The organism is Pseudomonas sp. MPFS, assembly GCF_022537035.1.
In the GTDB taxonomy this organism is placed as follows: Bacteria; Pseudomonadota; Gammaproteobacteria; order Pseudomonadales; family Pseudomonadaceae; genus Aquipseudomonas; species Aquipseudomonas sessilinigenes.
Map to the genome: position 1 here is coordinate 3,726,853 of NZ_CP066123.1, position 17,285 is coordinate 3,744,137.

Annotated in this window: 13 protein-coding genes; 12 read left to right on the forward strand and 1 reads right to left on the reverse strand. The window is 65.8% G+C overall.

Features of this window, described 5'->3' with window-relative positions:
• The first annotated feature begins 200 nt into the window (after positions 1-200).
• Together I9018_RS17045 and I9018_RS17050 are read left to right on the forward strand one after the other, a co-directional pair.
• A complete protein-coding gene (locus I9018_RS17045; RefSeq protein ID WP_241106957.1) occupies positions 201-2,195 on the forward strand; it encodes a methyl-accepting chemotaxis protein in 1,995 nt (664 codons plus the stop codon).
• A gap of 73 nt (positions 2,196-2,268) precedes the next feature.
• The gene (locus I9018_RS17050) at positions 2,269-2,724 is read left to right on the forward strand and encodes an SRPBCC family protein (RefSeq protein ID WP_241106958.1); all 456 of its coding nucleotides are present in this window, start codon (positions 2,269-2,271) and stop codon (positions 2,722-2,724) included.
• Here I9018_RS17050 and I9018_RS17055 read toward each other — a convergent pair whose 3' ends face one another.
• Positions 2,725-3,177 (reverse strand): nuclear transport factor 2 family protein, encoded by a 453-nt coding sequence (locus tag I9018_RS17055; protein ID WP_241106959.1) that lies wholly within the window; start codon positions 3,175-3,177, stop codon positions 2,725-2,727.
• A 207-nt stretch (positions 3,178-3,384) separates the two neighbouring features.
• Here I9018_RS17055 and I9018_RS17060 point away from each other — a divergent pair, with 207 nt between their 5' ends.
• The 10 genes from I9018_RS17060 to I9018_RS17105 all read left to right on the forward strand — a co-directional run bounded on the left by I9018_RS17060 (position 3,385) and on the right by I9018_RS17105 (position 17,268).
• Positions 3,385-5,199: a copper resistance system multicopper oxidase gene (locus I9018_RS17060; RefSeq protein ID WP_241106960.1), complete on the forward strand. Its 1,815-nt coding sequence runs from the start codon at positions 3,385-3,387 to the stop codon at positions 5,197-5,199.
• Positions 5,196-6,092 (forward strand): copper resistance protein B, encoded by an 897-nt coding sequence (locus I9018_RS17065; protein ID WP_241106961.1) that lies wholly within the window; start codon positions 5,196-5,198, stop codon positions 6,090-6,092. Before I9018_RS17060 ends, I9018_RS17065 begins: the two co-directional genes overlap by 4 nt.
• Before the next feature lie 59 nt (positions 6,093-6,151).
• Entirely contained in the window at positions 6,152-6,535 is a 384-nt protein-coding gene (copC, locus tag I9018_RS17070; protein WP_068587014.1) for a copper homeostasis periplasmic binding protein CopC, read from the forward strand.
• A gap of 3 nt (positions 6,536-6,538) precedes the next feature.
• Positions 6,539-7,459, forward strand: a complete 921-nt coding sequence (gene copD, locus I9018_RS17075) for a copper homeostasis membrane protein CopD (RefSeq protein WP_241106962.1) — start codon at positions 6,539-6,541, stop codon at positions 7,457-7,459.
• 123 nt (positions 7,460-7,582) lie between these two features.
• Complete coding sequence (locus tag I9018_RS17080) at positions 7,583-8,032, forward strand: DUF411 domain-containing protein (protein ID WP_068587010.1); 450 nt, start codon at positions 7,583-7,585, stop codon at positions 8,030-8,032.
• Positions 8,029-8,463: a YqaA family protein gene (locus I9018_RS17085; protein WP_068595627.1), complete on the forward strand. Its 435-nt coding sequence runs from the start codon at positions 8,029-8,031 to the stop codon at positions 8,461-8,463. The genes I9018_RS17080 and I9018_RS17085 overlap by 4 nt, the downstream gene beginning before the upstream one ends.
• 588 nt (positions 8,464-9,051) lie before the next feature.
• Positions 9,052-10,617 (forward strand): glycogen synthase GlgA, encoded by a 1,566-nt coding sequence (gene glgA, locus I9018_RS17090; protein ID WP_241106963.1) that lies wholly within the window; start codon positions 9,052-9,054, stop codon positions 10,615-10,617.
• 14 nt (positions 10,618-10,631) lie between these two features.
• The gene (gene treZ / locus I9018_RS17095) at positions 10,632-12,416 is read left to right on the forward strand and encodes a malto-oligosyltrehalose trehalohydrolase (RefSeq protein ID WP_241106964.1); all 1,785 of its coding nucleotides are present in this window, start codon (positions 10,632-10,634) and stop codon (positions 12,414-12,416) included.
• Positions 12,416-14,497, forward strand: a complete 2,082-nt coding sequence (malQ, locus tag I9018_RS17100; RefSeq protein ID WP_241106965.1) for a 4-alpha-glucanotransferase — start codon at positions 12,416-12,418, stop codon at positions 14,495-14,497. The genes treZ and malQ overlap by 1 nt, the downstream gene beginning before the upstream one ends.
• A complete protein-coding gene (locus tag I9018_RS17105) occupies positions 14,494-17,268 on the forward strand; it encodes a malto-oligosyltrehalose synthase (RefSeq protein WP_241106966.1) in 2,775 nt (924 codons plus the stop codon). Before malQ ends, I9018_RS17105 begins: the two co-directional genes overlap by 4 nt.
• The last annotated feature ends 17 nt before the right edge of the window (positions 17,269-17,285 follow it).

The following is a 17,285-nucleotide window of genomic DNA, read 5'->3' on the forward strand; positions in this document are numbered from 1 at the left end:
GATCGATTTTGGCTATCTGAAAGGTATCAAGTCTGAAAAATCCAGCACCTGCTCAGCATTCCGGCAGACTCTTTGCTAATAAATTCAAACTTTTTGGACAAACGTCCTAAAGAGCCCTGGATTCGTGCCGACAACTTATGAATGCCCCTAGCAAGGTGCAGCCCCCAAAGAATAAGAAACGCTCGGTAAGGACAGGTCCCATGCCCGCTTTGCGCACGATTCAAACCCGCTACACGCTGTTCCTGGTCCTGTTCATTGTCTTGATGCTGGTACTCACCGTGCTGGGCATCGGCCAGTTGGTAGCCCCCAAGCTGCGCCACACCGAAGAACAAGTCGCCCTCGATCGCATCGCCGAGGTGGCAGAACGCATCCAGGGTGAGTTGAACAAGGTCCAGGCCCAGCAACGCAGCATCACCCAGACCATCCCCCTGCTCGACAGCGACAGCATCGACCGCGTCTTGCCAGAGCTGGTGGACCAATACGGCGAGCAGAAGGTCTTCGGTGGCGGCATCTGGCCCTTGCCCGGCCAGCGCACTCCGGGGCGCGCCAAGCACAGCACCTTCTGGCACCGCGATGGCTCGGGCAAGCTCAAGGTCAATACCTTCTGGAACAGTGACGCCGCGCCCAACTATTACGACCAGGCCTGGTACAAGGGCGGCCTGCAGAGCCCGCCGGGCCAGTGTGCCTGGGCTGCGGCCTACAAGGATGACGCCAGTGCCGAACCGCGCACCAACTGCGCCATGGCGATCAGCCGCGACGGCGCCGCCTATGGCGTGGCGACCATCGACGTGACCCTGGGCTTTTTCAACGAGCTGGTCGCTCGCCAGGAACAGGCCCTGGGCGCCCAGATGCTGATCGTCGAGGCCGATGGCAAGATCATCAGCAACAGCTCGCGGATCAACAGCCCGATTGTCCTGAAGAACACCAGCGAACTGGCCCCCGCCTCGCCCTTCGCAGCCCAGGTGCAGCAAGCCCTGGGCAAGCGCGATAGTGGCTTGCAACGCCTGGAGTTCGACAACGACGGCGTGGCCAGCACCTTCTTCATGCGTCCCATCGAAGGCACTCCCTGGTTCCTTGCCAGCGCCCTGCCGACCCGCTTGATCACCGCCCAGCGCGACGATGTGCTGAGCACCCTGAGCCTGTTGCAATTACCCATGGTGGTGCTGCTGGTACTGCTGCAGATCTATGCCATCCGCCAACTGGTGCAACGAATGAAAGCCCTCAAGGCCAATATCGATGCCCTGGCCACTGGCGATGCCGACCTCACCCGGCGCATCACCATCCGTGCCGAGGATGAACTGGGAGCCATTGGTCACTCGATCAACCGCTTCATCAGCTACCTGCAAGACATGATCGGCGAAGTGACCCAGGCCACTGATGCCATGGCCGACAGCCTGCATCAGTTGCAGCGGACCTCGCAGCAGACCGGACAGATCCTGGCCCGACATGCCTCGGAAACCGACCAGACCGTCACTGCCATTACCCAGATGAGTTCCACCGCCGACAGTGTCGCGGCCAATGCCGCCGAGACCGCAGCCTTCACCCAGCGTGCCAATGAGCATGCCGAACATTCGCGACAGGTGGTGGGCCAAGCCTCGGGCAGCGTGATCGCCCTGGTCGAGGAAGTGGCCAGCGCGACCCAGAAAGTCGAAGCCATGCAACAAGATGCCCAGCGCATTACCGAAATCCTTGGCGTGATTGGCGCCATTGCCGGCCAGACCAACCTGCTGGCCCTCAACGCGGCCATCGAAGCGGCACGCGCCGGGGAACAGGGTCGCGGCTTCGCCGTGGTAGCCGATGAAGTACGAGCCCTGGCCGCCCGTACCCAGGCCAGCACGTCAGAGATCAACGAAATGCTCAGCCGCCTGACCCAGGGCGTCAGCTCTTCGGTTGCCGCCATGGAGAACACCCAGGCCAGCTGCCAGTCGGCAGCCGACGCCACGGCCCGGGTCAACGCCGGCCTGGACGAGATGGCCGGTTCGGTGAGCCAGATCAACAGCCTGAGCACCCAGATCGCTACCGCCGCCGAGCAACAGAGCGCCGTTACCGAAGAGATCAACCGCAGCATGGTGAGCATCCGACATATGGTCGAGGAGCTGGTACGTAGCGGCCAGGCCAGTGAAGACAACACCCAGAGCCTGTTGCAGGCCAACTCGCGAGTCAGTGCCTTGATGGGACGCTTCAAAGTCCGCTGAACGGTCGAGCGCCCTCCCGATTCAGTGCGCGAGGGCAGCTATATTTGCAGCTCCGGTCACAAGGAGGTGCGTCATGGGCCAGCGCCAGCCCCACTTGACGGGTGAATACATCAGCCAGCAGCGGTACATCGCTGCCGGCATCGACACGGTCTACTACTACCTGTCCAAGCCGGATCGCTGGCATGAATGGAACCCCGGCTCCCTGCGGGCCGACACCGGCTTGTGCGGCTCATTGCCAGCCGGCCACCGGTTCAGCGAAATCATCGACCTGCTGGGGCTGCAGGTCCAACTCAGCTATCGAGTGACCAGCGCCGTGCTGCCCCGGGAGTTCAGGGCCGTTTTCAGTTCCGCGCCACTGGATGGCAGCATCGACTACCAACTGCGCAAGCAAGGCGATGGCACGCTCCTCAAGCGTACCCTGCACTTCTCCACCGATCTCAACCTGGGTGGCCTGCGCTCGCGCATGGAGCGCCTGTCCAGCCAGGCCCTGGATAATCTCAAGCGTGTGCTCGAGGCCCCGCCGGGCTGATCAGTCCCCCGGGAACACCCCGTTGCTGTTCAGCGTCTTGTCCGGCAGCACCTGGGTGGCATCCCAATGCTCGACGATCCGACCTTGCTCCAGGCGATAGATATCGATGATCGACCTGACCACCCCGGGCTCGCGACCGGTGTTCTTGACCTGCACTATCACGTGGTCGCCATCGACGAACACCTGGCGCACCTCGCTGCGCGACGTTGGATAGTGCTCGCGCAGAAACTCGATGAACTCCCGAAACCCCTCGATACCGTCCTTGACGCCGGGGTTGTGCTGAATGTAGTGATCGCCCAGGTAAGGTCGGGCGGCGGCGAAGTCCTTGTCGTTCAGGGCCAACTGGTAGAACGCCAGCACCTTGCGCCGGTTCTCCTGCTCCAGGGGACTATGCTCCGCCAGGGCTGGAGCGCAAAAACACACCAACGCCAGCAACATCAGGTATCGCCTCATGGGATTTCTCCAATCTCGGGAAAACATCGGGCAGCCAGGAGGCACGACCCTGGGCATTTATAACCCCACAGTCCTTCACCGCTACAAGCCTTTCCTTGAATAGGATCGCGCTGACAAATCTGTAACCTGCCCCTCAGTTTGCTGACAGCCGTAGCTGATTAGTCTCTGCCTCAACCTGAAATCCAGGACAAACAGGACCTAATCGGCATGCATGGCAACCCCACTCGACGCAGCTTCATCAAAGGCCTGGCCGCCGCCGGAGTGCTGGCCGGCAGCGATCTCTGGCGCTCTCCAGTCTGGGCGCTGGGTACCGGTGGCCAACCCCTGGAGCTGAGCGGCCAGCAGTTCGACCTGTTCATCGGCGAATCGCCGGTCAACTTCACCGGCCAGCCGCGCACCGCCATGACCATCAACGGCAGCCTACCCGGTCCGCTGCTGCGCTGGCGCGAAGGTGACACCGTCACCCTGCGCGTACGCAATCGCCTGGCACAGGACACCTCGATCCATTGGCACGGGATTCTCCTGCCAGCCAACATGGACGGTGTCCCTGGCTTGAGCTTCCAGGGCATCGCGCCCGGCGGGCTCTACGAGTACCGCTTCCAGGTCCGGCAGAACGGCACCTACTGGTACCACAGCCACTCCGGGTTGCAGGAGCAGGCCGGGGTCTACGGCCCCCTGGTGATCGACGCCCGCGAGCCCGAGCCATTCCAGTACGAGCGCGAGCACGTGGTGCTGCTCAGCGACTGGAGCGACATGGCACCGCAGCGCTTGATGCACATCCTGAAAAAACAGTCCGGCTACTTCAACTACCACAAGCGCACCGTGGGCGACTTCATCGAGGACGTCAGTCGCGATGGCTGGGCCGCGACCCTGGCGGACCGCAAGATGTGGGCCGAAATGAAGATGAGCCCCACGGACCTGGCCGACATCAGCGCGGCCACCTACAGCTACCTGCTCAACGGCCAGACCCCGGGCAGCAACTGGACCGGGCTGTTCAAGCCAGGAGAACGGCTGCGCCTGAGGCTGATCAACGGTTCGGCCATGACCTACTTCGATGTGCGCATCCCCGGATTGAAAATGACCGTGGTCGCCGCCGACGGCCAATACGTGCTGCCGGTCAGTGTCGACGAACTGCGCATAGCCGTCGCCGAGACCTACGACGTGCTGGTCGAACCGGGCCCTGAACCGGCCTACACCCTGTTCGCCCAATCCATGGACCGCACCGGCTACGCCCGTGGCACCCTGGCCGTGGGCCAGGGCCTGAGTGCCGCGATCCCGGCCCTGGACCCGCGCCCACTGATCAGCATGGCCGACATGGGCATGGACCACGCCAGCATGGCCGGCATGGACCATGGAGCCCCATCCGCCATGGGCGATATGCAGGGCGAGCACCCGCCGATGGCCTCGATGGACCACAGTTCCATGCAGGGAATGCAGGGAATGCAGGGAATGGACCATGGGCAAATGACCGGCATGGGCCAGATGCAGTCCCACCCGGACTCGGAAACCGGCAATCCGCTGGTGGACATGCAAACCATGAACCCGACGCCAAGGCTCGACGATCCCGGGATCGGCTTGCGCGCCAACGGCCGCAGGGTACTGACCTACGCCGACCTGCGCAGTGCCTTCGAGGACCCCGACGGCCGCGAGCCTGGCCGCACTATCGAACTGCACCTGAGCGGGCACATGGAAAAGTTCGCCTGGTCCTTCGACGGCATCAAGTTCAGCGACGCACAACCTTTGCGCCTGCACTACGGCGAGCGGGTACGCATCACCCTGGTCAACGACACCATGATGACCCACCCGATCCACCTGCATGGAGTGTGGAGCGACCTGGAAGACGAACAGGGCCGGTTCCTGGTGCGCAAGCACACCATCGACATGCCACCGGGCACCCGGCGCAGCTATCGGGTCACCGCCGACGCCCTCGGGCGCTGGGCCTACCACTGCCACCTGCTGTACCACATGGAGATGGGCATGTTCCGGGAAGTGCGAATCGAGGAAGAGAGGGCTGCGACATGAAACTGACCGCTTGCCGTCTATTGTCCGCAGCCCTGTTCGGCCTGGGCCTGGCCGGGTTTCAGCCGGCCGGCGCGGCCACCACGGGCTTAGCCCGCCAGGCCATGCCCGCCATGGACCATAGCCAGATGGGCACCCTGCACGATGGCATGCAGGCCATGGACAGCGCGACACCCCCCACCACCAGCCGTACACCGATCCCGCTGCCCAGCGATGCCGACCGCCAGGCCGCTTTCCCCGACGTCGACGGTCATGGCGTGCACGACCGCGCCATCAACTCGTTCTGGCTGCTCAATCAACTGGAATACCAGGATGCCGAGCGCGGTAGCGCCCTGGCCTGGGAACTCAATGGCTGGATCGGCGGCGACATCGACCGCCTCTGGCTGCGCAGTGAGGGCGAACGCACCAACGTCGTCACCGAGAACGCCGAACTGGAGGCACTCTGGGGCCATGCCGTCGGGCCCTGGTGGGATCTGGTCACGGGCGTACGCCAGGACTTCAAACCCGGCTCGCCACAAACCTGGGCCGCCCTGGGCCTGCAGGGCATGGCCTTGTACAACTTCGAAAGCCAGGCCACCGCCTACCTGGGCGAAGGCGGCCAGGCGGCCCTGCGCCTCAAGGGCGATTACGACATTCTGCTGAGCAACCGGCTGATCCTGCAGCCCACCGCCGAGGTCAACCTGTACAGCCGCAACGACCCTCAACGGGGCATGGGTTCGGGCCTGGCAGACAGCGAAGTCGGCCTGCGCCTGCGCTACGAACTGCACCGCCAGTTCGCCCCCTACATCGGCGTGACCTGGAACCGCAGCTACGGCAAGAGCGCCGACTACGCCCGCGAAGAAGGCGACAAGCGCGGCGAAACGCGCCTGGTCTTGGGCGTGCGCCTGTGGTTCTGAAATCCAACAGCGCCACTCCTCACATCAACCATTGGCGGCTACGTCGCCGGGAGCCTTGCATGCCATCCCTGAAAACACTCAACACCAGCCTTGTCCTGGGCAGTGCCCTGCTGTTTGCCGCACTCGCCCAGGCCCACCCGAAACTGCTGTCTTCATTGCCGGCCGAAGGAGCACGGGGACCGGCGCCGGAACGCATCGAACTCAAATTCTCGGAAACCCTGACGCCGCAGTTCTCCGCGGCCAAGCTGGTGATGACCGCCATGCCGGGCATGGTCCATCCCCCGATGCCGATCAACGCCAGGATCAGTGCCGGCAGCGATCCCAAGACCCTGCTCGTCACCCCCTCCAGTCGCCTGTCTGCCGGTCGCTACAAAGTGGAGTGGCGTGCGGTATCCGCCGATACGCACCCGATTACCGGCGCCATGACCTTCACCGTCGACTAAACCATGGACCACGCCCTCACCATTGCTTTGCGCCTGGCGCTGTACCTCGACCTGATGCTGCTGGCAGGGCTGCCGCTGTTCCTGCTCCAGGCGCCTGGGCAACTGCGTGCGAACTGGAATCCGCGCCAGTTGAAACGCCTGCTGATGCCCTGTGCGCTACTGGGGTTGCTGCTGTCGCTGATCGCCCTGGTACGCCTGGCCCTGGAGCTCGACGGCCAGAACCAGCTCAGCCAATTGCAAGCGACCACCCTGTACATGCTATGGACCCAGACTGCCGTGGGCCAAAGCTGGATCCTGCGCATGGCAATGCTGCTCGGAGTTCTCCTGGCCTTGATCCTGATGACCCGGGCAGCCTACGGCGGCCTGTGGCTGCTGGCCGGTTGTTCCACCACGGCCCTGGCCACCCTGGCCTGGAACGGACACGGCGCCATGAGCGAGGGCCCGCTCCACTACCTGCACCTGGCCAGCGACATTCTCCATCTATGGGCTGCAGGGGCCTGGTTCGGTGCCCTGCTGGCCTTTGTCCTGCTGCTCAGGGGCAATTGCCTGGTGGTAGAAGACCAGCCGCACTTGCTAGCCAGTGCCCTGGGAGGTTTTGAGCGAACCGGAGGCCTGATCGTGCTGGTCCTGCTACTGAGCGGCATGGCCAACCACCTGATGATCAGCGGCCCGGTATTCGCTCCGTTGGCAGATAGTTTCTATGGCCAGTTGTTGCTGCTCAAGTTGCTGCTCTTGGCTGCAATGCTGGGGTTGGCTGCGCTCAATCGTTTTCACCTGACGCCCCTGCTGGAGCGCTCGACCCAGGCTGGCGACCACGCTGCCGCCCTTGTTGCCCTACGCCGCAGCCTGGGCGTGGAAGCATCGATAGCCCTGGCGATTTTCGCCCTGGTGGCCTGGTTAGGCACCCTGAACCCCGAACCCTGAAGGCAACCGAGCCGTATAACCTTGAAACACAAGCCTCGCCCCTGGCATTGCAAAAACCGCAAAATGCACCGCGATCCGCCCAGGCCCGCCTGGGCGTTCCCTTTGTTCGACACGAGATACTGCATGAAACACTTCCTGCGTCTGGCGGCCCTGTCCGCACTGTTTTTCACCAGCTTGGCCCAGGCCGCAGCCCCTATCGATATCGACGTCCACCGGGACGCCAACTGCGGCTGCTGCAAGAAATGGATCGAACACCTGCAAGCCAACGGTTTCAGGGTCAAGGACCATGTCGAAGACAACATGAGCAGCGTCAAGCAGCGCCTGGGCGTCGTACCCCGCCTGGCGTCCTGCCATACCGCGGTGATCGACGGCAAGTTCGTCGAAGGCCATGTGCCGGCCGACCAGGTCCTGGCCCTGATCAAGCGCGACGACCTGCTGGGCATCGCAGCCCCGGGCATGCCCATGGGCTCCCCCGGCATGGAGATGGACGGCATGGGCGCCGATGCCTATCAGGTCATCGGCCTGACCAAAGAAGGCCGCGATGTGGTGGTCGCGGACTACCCGGCCCATTGATCGGCGTCTACTGCGGCCTGTTCCTGGCGGCCTTCGGCGCCGCCACCCTGCTGCCGCTGCAATCGGAAGCCTTGCTGGTGGGCCTGTTGCTCAATGGCCAGTGGGCGGTTTTCGGCCTGTGGCTGGTGGCGACCCTGGGTAATGTCCTGGGCTCGCTGGTCAACTGGTGGCTGGGGCGGCGCCTGGAACACTACAAGGATCGCCGCTGGTTCCCCATCGCCCCACGCCAGTTGCAACGCGCCCGGAAGCACTACCAGCGCTACGGCCACTGGTCGCTGCTGTTGAGCTGGCTACCGGTGGTCGGCGACCCGCTGACCCTGGTCGCCGGGGTCATGGGCGAGCCGCTCAAGCGCTTCCTGCTGATCGTCACCCTGGCCAAGGGCGCACGCTATGCGGTGCTGGCCTGGCTGACCCTGGGCTGGATCGGCTGACCGGCCCGCCTCGGACCTTCGCGCGGCCGCTGTGGTCGTTGAGACCATCCGGGGCCTGGAACACCTTCCTCATCGAACAGGATGTCGTCGGCACTGGCCACGTTCACCCCGGCCAGATACTGCCCTGGCAGGCTACCAGCGCCTCGCCAGTTCAACGCAGGCGACACCACCGCTCGGCGCGATGCCCATTACCGGCGCACAACCTACTGGACCCTGCACCAAACCCTGGCACGGCGAGCCTCGGGCCGACCTTTCGTCGGCTGCGTTCAACCGGCCGGACTGGCGCGATGGCCAAACGCGAACCCTGCCCGGCACCGCCCAGGGTTCTGTCCTAGACTGGCTTTCGCACCGTGACCAGGCAGTCACGCGGCGCGGAAAAAAGTCGAAACTTTTCGTTCAAACCCAGAGTCAGGGTAAAGGTAGGGCCACTGCCACTGGTGCATTCCTTGCAACGGCCTCTGCGTCCTTTCTGCTTCGACACTCGGGCCATTCAGGCCGCGCAAGGTGCGGTGCGCTCGCGCCCGGCCATGGAACAGGCGGGAACGGCGTTGAACACGCCAGAACAGATCAACAACACGGGAGAGACACATGATCAGTACCGTATTGGATACCCAGGGAGACCCCCTTCCACAGCAGGCCGGCGGGCGCAGCAATGCCCCGGGCCCGTACCCTGGGAGCAAGACGGTCCTGCCGCTGGCACGCCAGAACCCCAACCGCAAGCGCGTACTGTTCGTGACCTCGGAACTCACCGACCTGGTCAAGACCGGCGGCCTGGGGGATGTCTCCGCCGCCCTGCCCCGGGCCATGGCTCATTTGCACGATGTACGGGTCCTGATTCCCGGCTACCCCCAGGTGCTGCACAGCGAGAACCCGATTCATGTCATCGGTGAACTGGGCGGCCATGCAGCGCTACCCGCCTGCAAGATCGGCCGCATGGACATGCCCGACGGCCTGGTGATCTACGTGCTGATCTGCCCCGAACTCTACGAACGCGAAGGCACGCCCTACGGCGCCAATAATGGCCGCGACTGGCCGGACAACCATATCCGCTTCGCCCGCCTGGGCCTGGCCGCCGCCGATATCGCCGCCAACCTGGCACAGATCCACTGGTGTCCCGACCTGGTGCACGCCCACGACTGGCCTGCCGGCCTGGCCCCGGCCTACATGCACTGGCGTGGCCAGCGCACCCCGACCCTGTTCACTATCCACAACCTCGCTTACCAGGGCGTGGTCAGCCTGGCCTGCTGCCCGGAGCTAGGCATCCCCGAACATGCCCTGCAACAAGAGGGCATGGAGTTCTACGGCAAGTTGTCGTTCCTCAAGGCCGGTATGGCCTACGCCAGCCACATCACCACGGTGAGCGCCACCTATGCCAGGGAGATCACCACGCCGGCCTTCGGCTGCGGGCTCGATGGTTTCCTGGCCAGCAAGACCCAGCAGGGCCTGCTCAGCGGCATCCCCAATGGCATCGACGAGAGCTGGGATGCCGCCACCGATCCGCACCTGCATTGCCCATTCGGCATCGGCGACTGGGACGGCAAGGCCGCCAATGCAGCCCATGTCCGGCAATTGTTCGGCCTGGAGCCCAGCAACGGGCCGCTGTTCGCCGTGGTTTCGCGCCTGGTCTACCAAAAGGGCCTGGACCTCACCGAAGCGGTGGCCGAGTTCATCGTCGCCTCAGGCGGCCAGATCGCCATCATCGGGCGCGGCGAACCGGAAGAAGAGCAGTCCATGCGTGCCCTGGCCCAACGTTTTCCCGGACGCATCGCCGTCCATATCGGCTTCAACGAGACCGATGCCCGGCGCATGTTCGCCGGCAGCGACTTCCTGCTCATGCCCTCGCGCTACGAGCCTTGCGGCCTGAGCCAGATGTACGCGCAACGCTTCGGCTCGCTGCCGGTGGCGCGCAACACCGGCGGCCTGGCGGACACCATCGACGACGGCGTCACCGGCTTTTTGTTCGACGAGTCCACCGTGGCCAGCTACCAAGGCGCCTTGCAGCGCGCCTTCCAGGTATTCGCCCGGCCCGCGCTGCTGCATGCCATGCGCTGTCGGGCCATGGCCGCACCCTTCAACTGGTGCCAGGCGGTGGAACCCTACGCCGAACTCTACGAGCAACTGGTGACCCAGGCCTTGGGCTACACCGCCAGGTAAGGGAGCACTGACAGATGCCAGCAAGCACGCCATCCAGCCTGCGCCACGGCGCAGTGCTGCTCGACGCCGAACGGACCCGCTTCGCACTCTGGGCCCCGGATGCGCACCATGTCAGCGTGGAACTGGGCAACGGCCAGTCCGTGCCCATGCTGCCCCAGCCCGAAGGCTGGTTCATGATCCAGGCGCGCTGCCCGGCGGGCAGCCGCTACCGGTTCAATATCGACGGCCAGTTGCAGGTGCCGGACCCGGCGTCCCGGGCCCAGGACGGCGGCGTGCATGGCCCCAGCCTGGTGGTCGATCCCCAGGCCTATGCCTGGCAGCATCCACAGTGGTCCGGCCGGCCCTGGGCCGAAGCGGTGATCTACGAACTGCACGTGGGCTTGCTGGGCGGCTACCAGGGAGTGCAGCAGGTGCTGCCGGCGCTGGTGGAACTGGGGGTGACGGCCATCGAACTGATGCCCCTGGCGCAGTTCCCCGGTGAACGCAACTGGGGCTACGACGGCGTCCTGCCCTATGCCCCGCAAGCCTCCTATGGCACGCCCGAGCAACTCAAGGCCCTGGTGGACGCGGCCCACGGCCTGGGCCTTGCGGTGATCCTGGACGTGGTCTACAACCACTTCGGCCCCGACGGCAACTATTTGCAGCGCTACGCCAGTCCATTCTTTCGCGAGGACCGGCAGACCCCATGGGGGGCCGCCATCGACTTCCGTCGTCGGCCGGTGCGCGACTTCTTCATCGACAACGCCTTGATGTGGCTGCTGGACTACCGCTTCGACGGCCTGCGCCTGGATGCGGTGCATGCCATCGACGATCCGGGCTTCCTGAAGGAGCTGGCCCAGCGGGTGCGCGAAGCTGTTCCCGGCGACCGCCAGGTGTGGCTCAACCTGGAGAACGAGGCGAACCAGGCCAGCCTGTTGCAGCACGGCTTCGATGCCCAGTGGAACGACGATGGCCATAACGCCCTGCACGTATTGCTCACCGGGGAAACGGAGGCTTACTACGCTGACTTCGCCGAACAGCCGACCCAGCAGCTGGCGCGCTGCCTGGGCCAGGGCTTCGCCTTCCAGGGCCACCTGGACCGCCATGGGCGGCGGCGCGGCGAACCCAGCGCCCACTTGCCGCCCAGTGCCTTCGTGCTGTTCTTGCAGAACCACGACCAGATCGGCAACCGCGCGTTCGGCGAACGCCTCAACCAACTGGCCCCGCCCCAAGCCTTGCACGCGGCCACGGTGCTGTTGCTGCTGGCACCGATGATCCCGCTGCTGTTCATGGGTGATGAAGTGGCGACGCAGGAACCTTTCCTGTTCTTCACCAGCCACCAGGGCGAACTGGCCGAAGCCGTGCGCCAAGGCCGGCGCGACGAATTCGCCGCCTTCAGCGCCTTCGCCGACGCCTCGGAGCGCCAGCGCATTCCCGATCCTAATGCGCAGTCGACCTTCCAGGCCTCGCGTCCGGGCCATGACGGCGAGCAGGCCGAGGCCACCCGGGCGCTGTACCGCGAACTGCTGCGGATCCGCCACCGCGAGCTGGTACCGCGCCTGCCCGGAGCCCGCGCCCTGGGCGCCGAGGTTCTGGCCGAGGGCGCCCTCACCGCCCGCTGGCGCCTGGGCGATGGCAGCCTGCTGCGCATCGACCTCAACCTCAGCGCGCACCGGGTCGAACTGCAGCCCGGGACCGATGCCCAGCCGTGGTTCCAGTACCCGCCAGGCACCCTGGAACATTGGCGCCAGGGCTGGTTGCCGGCCTTCAGCGCGCTGGTGCAACTGCAGCCTGCGACAGCCCCCGATGGAGAGCGTTAATGAGCGATGCGCAACTGGAAATCCTCGCCAGCCGCGCCGGCCTGGCGGTGGACTGGATCGATGCCAACGGCCGGCCGCAGAAGGTCGAGCCCCGGGTCCTGCGGGCGGTACTGGCCGGATTGGGCCACCCGGCCGGCAACGGCCAGGAGATCGAACGCAGCCTGCAGCAACTGCAACAGCGGCAGCAGGGCCGGCACCTGCCGCCACTGCTGACCGCCGACGTCGGCCAGGGCCTGGACCTGGCCCGTTATTTCCCGGCGCAGGCCCAGTGCCGGGTGCAGCTGGAAGACGGCAGCAGCCGGCAATTGCAGCTCGATGACGAAAGCCGGTTGCCCGGGGAATTGCCCGTGGGCTACCACAGCGTGGATATCGAGGACGAACGCTTCATCCTCGCCGTGGCCCCCGAACGTTGCTACAGCGTGGCCGACGCAGTGGCCGACCAGCCGCCGCGGGCCTGGGGCCTGGGGGTGCAGTTGTACGCCCTGCGCCGCAGCGGCGATGGCGGTTTCGGCGATACCCAGGCCCTGGAGGAGCTGGCCCGCCAGGCCGCCGAACGTGGCGCCGATGCCCTGGCCATCAGCCCGCTGCACGCGATGTTCAGCTGCGATCCGCAGCGCTATAGCCCCTACTCGCCCTCCAGCCGGTTGTTCCTCAACAGCCTGTACGCCGCCCCGGGGGCGATCCTTGGCGAACGGGCCTGGCGTACCGCCATCGAGGCCTGTGGCCTGGGCCCGCAGTTGCAGGCGCTGGAGCAACAACCGCTGATCGACTGGCCGGCAGCGACCCAGGCCAAGCAACAGGTGCTGCGCGAGCTGTACCAGGGCTTCCGCCATGGCGAGCACCCGCTGCACCAGGACTTCGCCAGTTATCGCCAGACTGCCGGCGAGGCCCTGGAAAACCACTGTCGTTTCGAGGCGATCCAAGCCTTGCGGGTGGCCCGTGGTGAAGATCCGGACTGGCGTCATTGGCCGCCGTACTGGCGCGACCCTGCCAGCCCGGAACTGGCACGCCTGGCTGAGGAGCAAGCCGAGGAAATCGACTTCCATGCGTTCTGCCAATGGCTGATCGCACGCAACCTGGAGCGCGTGCAAAGCGCGGCCCGTAGCAGCGGCATGGGCATCGGCCTGATCGCCGACCTGGCGGTGGGCGCCGACGGTGGCGGCAGCCAGGCCTGGAGCCGCCAGGATCAGTTGCTGGCCGAGCTGACCGTGGGCGCCCCGCCGGACATCCTCAATCGCCAGGGCCAGGGCTGGGGGATCTCGGCCTTCTCTCCCGAAGGCCTGCAACGCAATGGCTTCCAAGCTTTTATCGAGATGCTGCGGGCCAACTTCGCCCATGCCGGCGGCCTGCGCATCGACCACGTGATGGGCTTGCAGCGGCTCTGGGTGATTCCCCTGGGCGCCGCACCTTGCGATGGGGCCTACCTGCACTATCCGGTGGATGATCTGTTGCGCCTGCTGGCCCTGGAGTCCCACCGGCACCAGGCCATCGTGCTCGGCGAAGACCTGGGCACGGTGCCCGATGGCCTGCGGGAAAAGCTCGCCGCAAAGGGCATGCTCGGCATGCGCGTGCTGCTGTTCGAGCAGGACCAGGGCTGTCATTTCAAGCCGATCCTGGACTGGCCGGACAACGCCCTGGCCACCACCAGCACCCATGACCTGCCGCCCCTGGCCGGTTGGTGGCACGGCCGCGACATCGAGTGGAACCAGCGCCTGGAACTGGTGGATGACGCCGGGGCCAGGCACTGGCGCGAACATCGCCAGCGCGAACGCGACGGCCTGCGCCAGGCCCTGGCCCGGGACCCGCAGAACTTTCGCGAACCGCTGGATGAAACCGACCAGTTGCTCGACGCCAGCGTGCGCTTCCTTGGCCATACCCGTGCGCCCCTGGTGCTGTTGCCGCTGGAGGACGCGCTGGGCATCGATGAGCAAGCCAACCTGCCAGGCACCGTCGAGGGTCACCCCAATTGGTGCCGGCGCCTGGCTGGGAGTGCCCGGCGCCTGCTGGACGACGCCGGCGCCGCGCGGCGCCTGGAACAACTGGCCTGCGCCCGGCGACAAGCACAGGAGCGTGATCGATGAACCTAGAACCTACCCTGGAATTGCGAGCCAGCCTGCGCCTGCAGTTCCACCAGGGCTTCACCCTGGATGACGCCGTGCCGCTGGTGCCCTACTTCGCACGCCTGGGCATCAGCCACCTCTATGCCTCGCCCTTGCTCAGCGCCCGTGCCGGCTCGATGCACGGCTATGACGTGGTGGACCCGACCCGGGTCAACCCGGAGCTGGGCGGCGAAGCGGCCCTGGAGCGCCTGGTGACCGCCCTGCGCCAGCACGACATGGGGCTGATCCTGGATATCGTCTCCAATCACATGGCGGTCGGGGGCGGCGATAATCCCTGGTGGCTCGACCTGCTGCGCTGGGGGCGCCTGAGCCCCTATGGCGAGTTCTTCGATATCCAGTGGCACTCGTCCGACCCGCTGATGGCCGGCCAGCTGCTACTACCATTCCTGGACAGCGACTACGGCCAGGCGTTGCAGGAAGGCAGCCTGCAATTGCATCTGGACGATGACTTGCGGGGATTCCATGTCCGCCACCACGAGCATCGCTTCCCCATCTGCCCCGGCGACTATGCAGCGTTGCTGCACCCTGACGGCGCAGCGGCCGAAACCTTGAAGCCTTTGGCCGACGCCTTCGCCGCCCTGCGCTTCAACAGCGATGCCCACGCCCAGGCGCAGGCCTTGCAACAGGCCCTGGGCGAGGCACTGCAACAACCCGAGGTGCGCGAGGCCGTGGAGCACAGGCTTGTCGACTATGACTCCCGGCAGGCCGCCGGCTTCGAACGCCTGCACCAATTGCTGGAGCGCCAGAGCTATCGCCTGGCCAGTTGGCGCACGGCTGCCGACGACATCAACTGGCGCAGGTTCTTCGACATCAACGAACTGGGTGGCCTGCGAGTCGAGCGGCCTGCGGTATTCGAAGCGACCCACGGCAAGATCTTCGAGCTGATCCGGCGCCGTCTGGTAGATGGCCTGCGCATCGACCATGTCGACGGCCTGGCCGACCCCCGAGGCTATTGCCGCAAGCTGCGGCGCCGGGTCGATCGCCTGCGCCCCGGCGAGCACTTGCCGATCTATGTGGAGAAGATCCTCGGTGCCGGTGAAACCCTGCATCGCGACTGGGGGGTCGACGGCAGCACCGGCTACGAGTTCATGAACCAGCTATCACTGCTGCAACTGGACCCGGCCGGCCAGGCGCCCCTGGCCGAACTCTGGAGCCAGCACAGCCAGCGTTCGTCGCAGTTCGTCGACGAGGCGCGGTTGGCTCGCCAGCAGATCCTCAATGGTTCCCTGGCCGGGGATTTCGAAAGCGTGGCCCAGGCCCTGTTGCAAGTGGCAAGGCTGGACCTGATGAGCCGCGACCTGACTCTGGGCGCCATCCGCCGGGCCTTGCAGGAGCTGATCGTGCACTTCCCGGTGTACCGCACCTATATCGGAGGATGCGGCCGCGGGCCCCAGGACCAGCGTTTTTTCCAGCAAGCGCTGGAAGGCGCCCGGGCCAGCCTCAGCGAAGCCGACTGGCCGGTACTGGATTACCTGGACCGCTGGCTCGGCGGCCAGGGCTGGCGCCAGGTGCCACCAGGGCCGGCGCGCAGCCTGTTGCGCCATGCCGGGGTGCGCTTCCAGCAACTGACCTCGCCCGCGGCGGCCAAAGCCGTGGAAGACACGGCCTTCTATCGCTCGGCGGTGCTGCTGGCACGCAACGATGTCGGCTTCGATCCCCAGGCCTTCAGTGCGCCACTGGCGGCGTTCCACCAGGCCTGCAGCGAGCGCCTGGAGAACTTTCCCGACAACCTGCTGGCCACCGCCACCCATGACCACAAGCGCGGCGAGGACAGCCGGGCCCGGCTGGCGGTGCTCAGCGAACGCGGCACCTGGTATGCCCGGCAAGTAGCCCATTGGCGAGCCCTGGCAGTGCCGCTGCGCACCAGCGCCGATGCCCCCTCGGCGGCGGACGAGCTGATTCTCTACCAGAGCCTGCTGGGCAGCTGGCCCCTGGACCTGCAGGCCGACGCGGGCCCGGCCCTGGAGGAATATGCCCGACGCATCTGGCAATGGCAGCTCAAGGCCCTGCGCGAGGCCAAGCTGCACAGCGGCTGGTCCGCCCCTAACCCGCCATACGAAGAGGCCGTGCAGGCCTTCGTCGAGGACCTGCTGCTCGCGCCCCGGGGCCTGGAACTGCGCCAATCGATCGCCGCCGCGGCCCGCTCCATCGCCCCCGCCGGCGCCCTCAACAGCCTGGCCCAGACCCTGTTGCGCCTGACCGTGCCCGGGGTCCCCGACCTGTACCAGGGCAATGAGTTCTGGGACTTCAGCCTGGTGGACCCGGACAACCGCCGGCCGGTGGACTACCAGGCCCGGCGCCAGGCCCTGGAGCAGCCGGCCACGGCGGCCCAGTGGCTGGCCCACTGGCACACCGGCCATATCAAGCAAGGCCTGATCGCCCGCACCCTGGAGCTGCGCCGGCAACATCCGCAGCTGTTCCGGCATGGCAGCTACCAGCCGTTGCAGGTCCTGGGGCAGCGGGCCGGCCAGGTCCTGGCCTTCCTGCGCGAATACCACCAGCAGCGAGCGCTGGTACTGGTGCCGGTACGGGTCGCCGGGCTGCTCGGTGACAGTCCGCTGCCGCACGTGGATGCCGCGCTCTGGGGCGATACCCGAGTGCAACTGCCATTCGCCGCCCCGGGACGCAATCTGAATGGACTTTTTGCCAACGCGACAGTCACAGCCCACAGGGAGCTGATGCTCGCCGAGGTCCTGCGGGACTTCGCGTTGAACCTCTTGATCGACCATTGAATCCAGCGCGGGAGCAT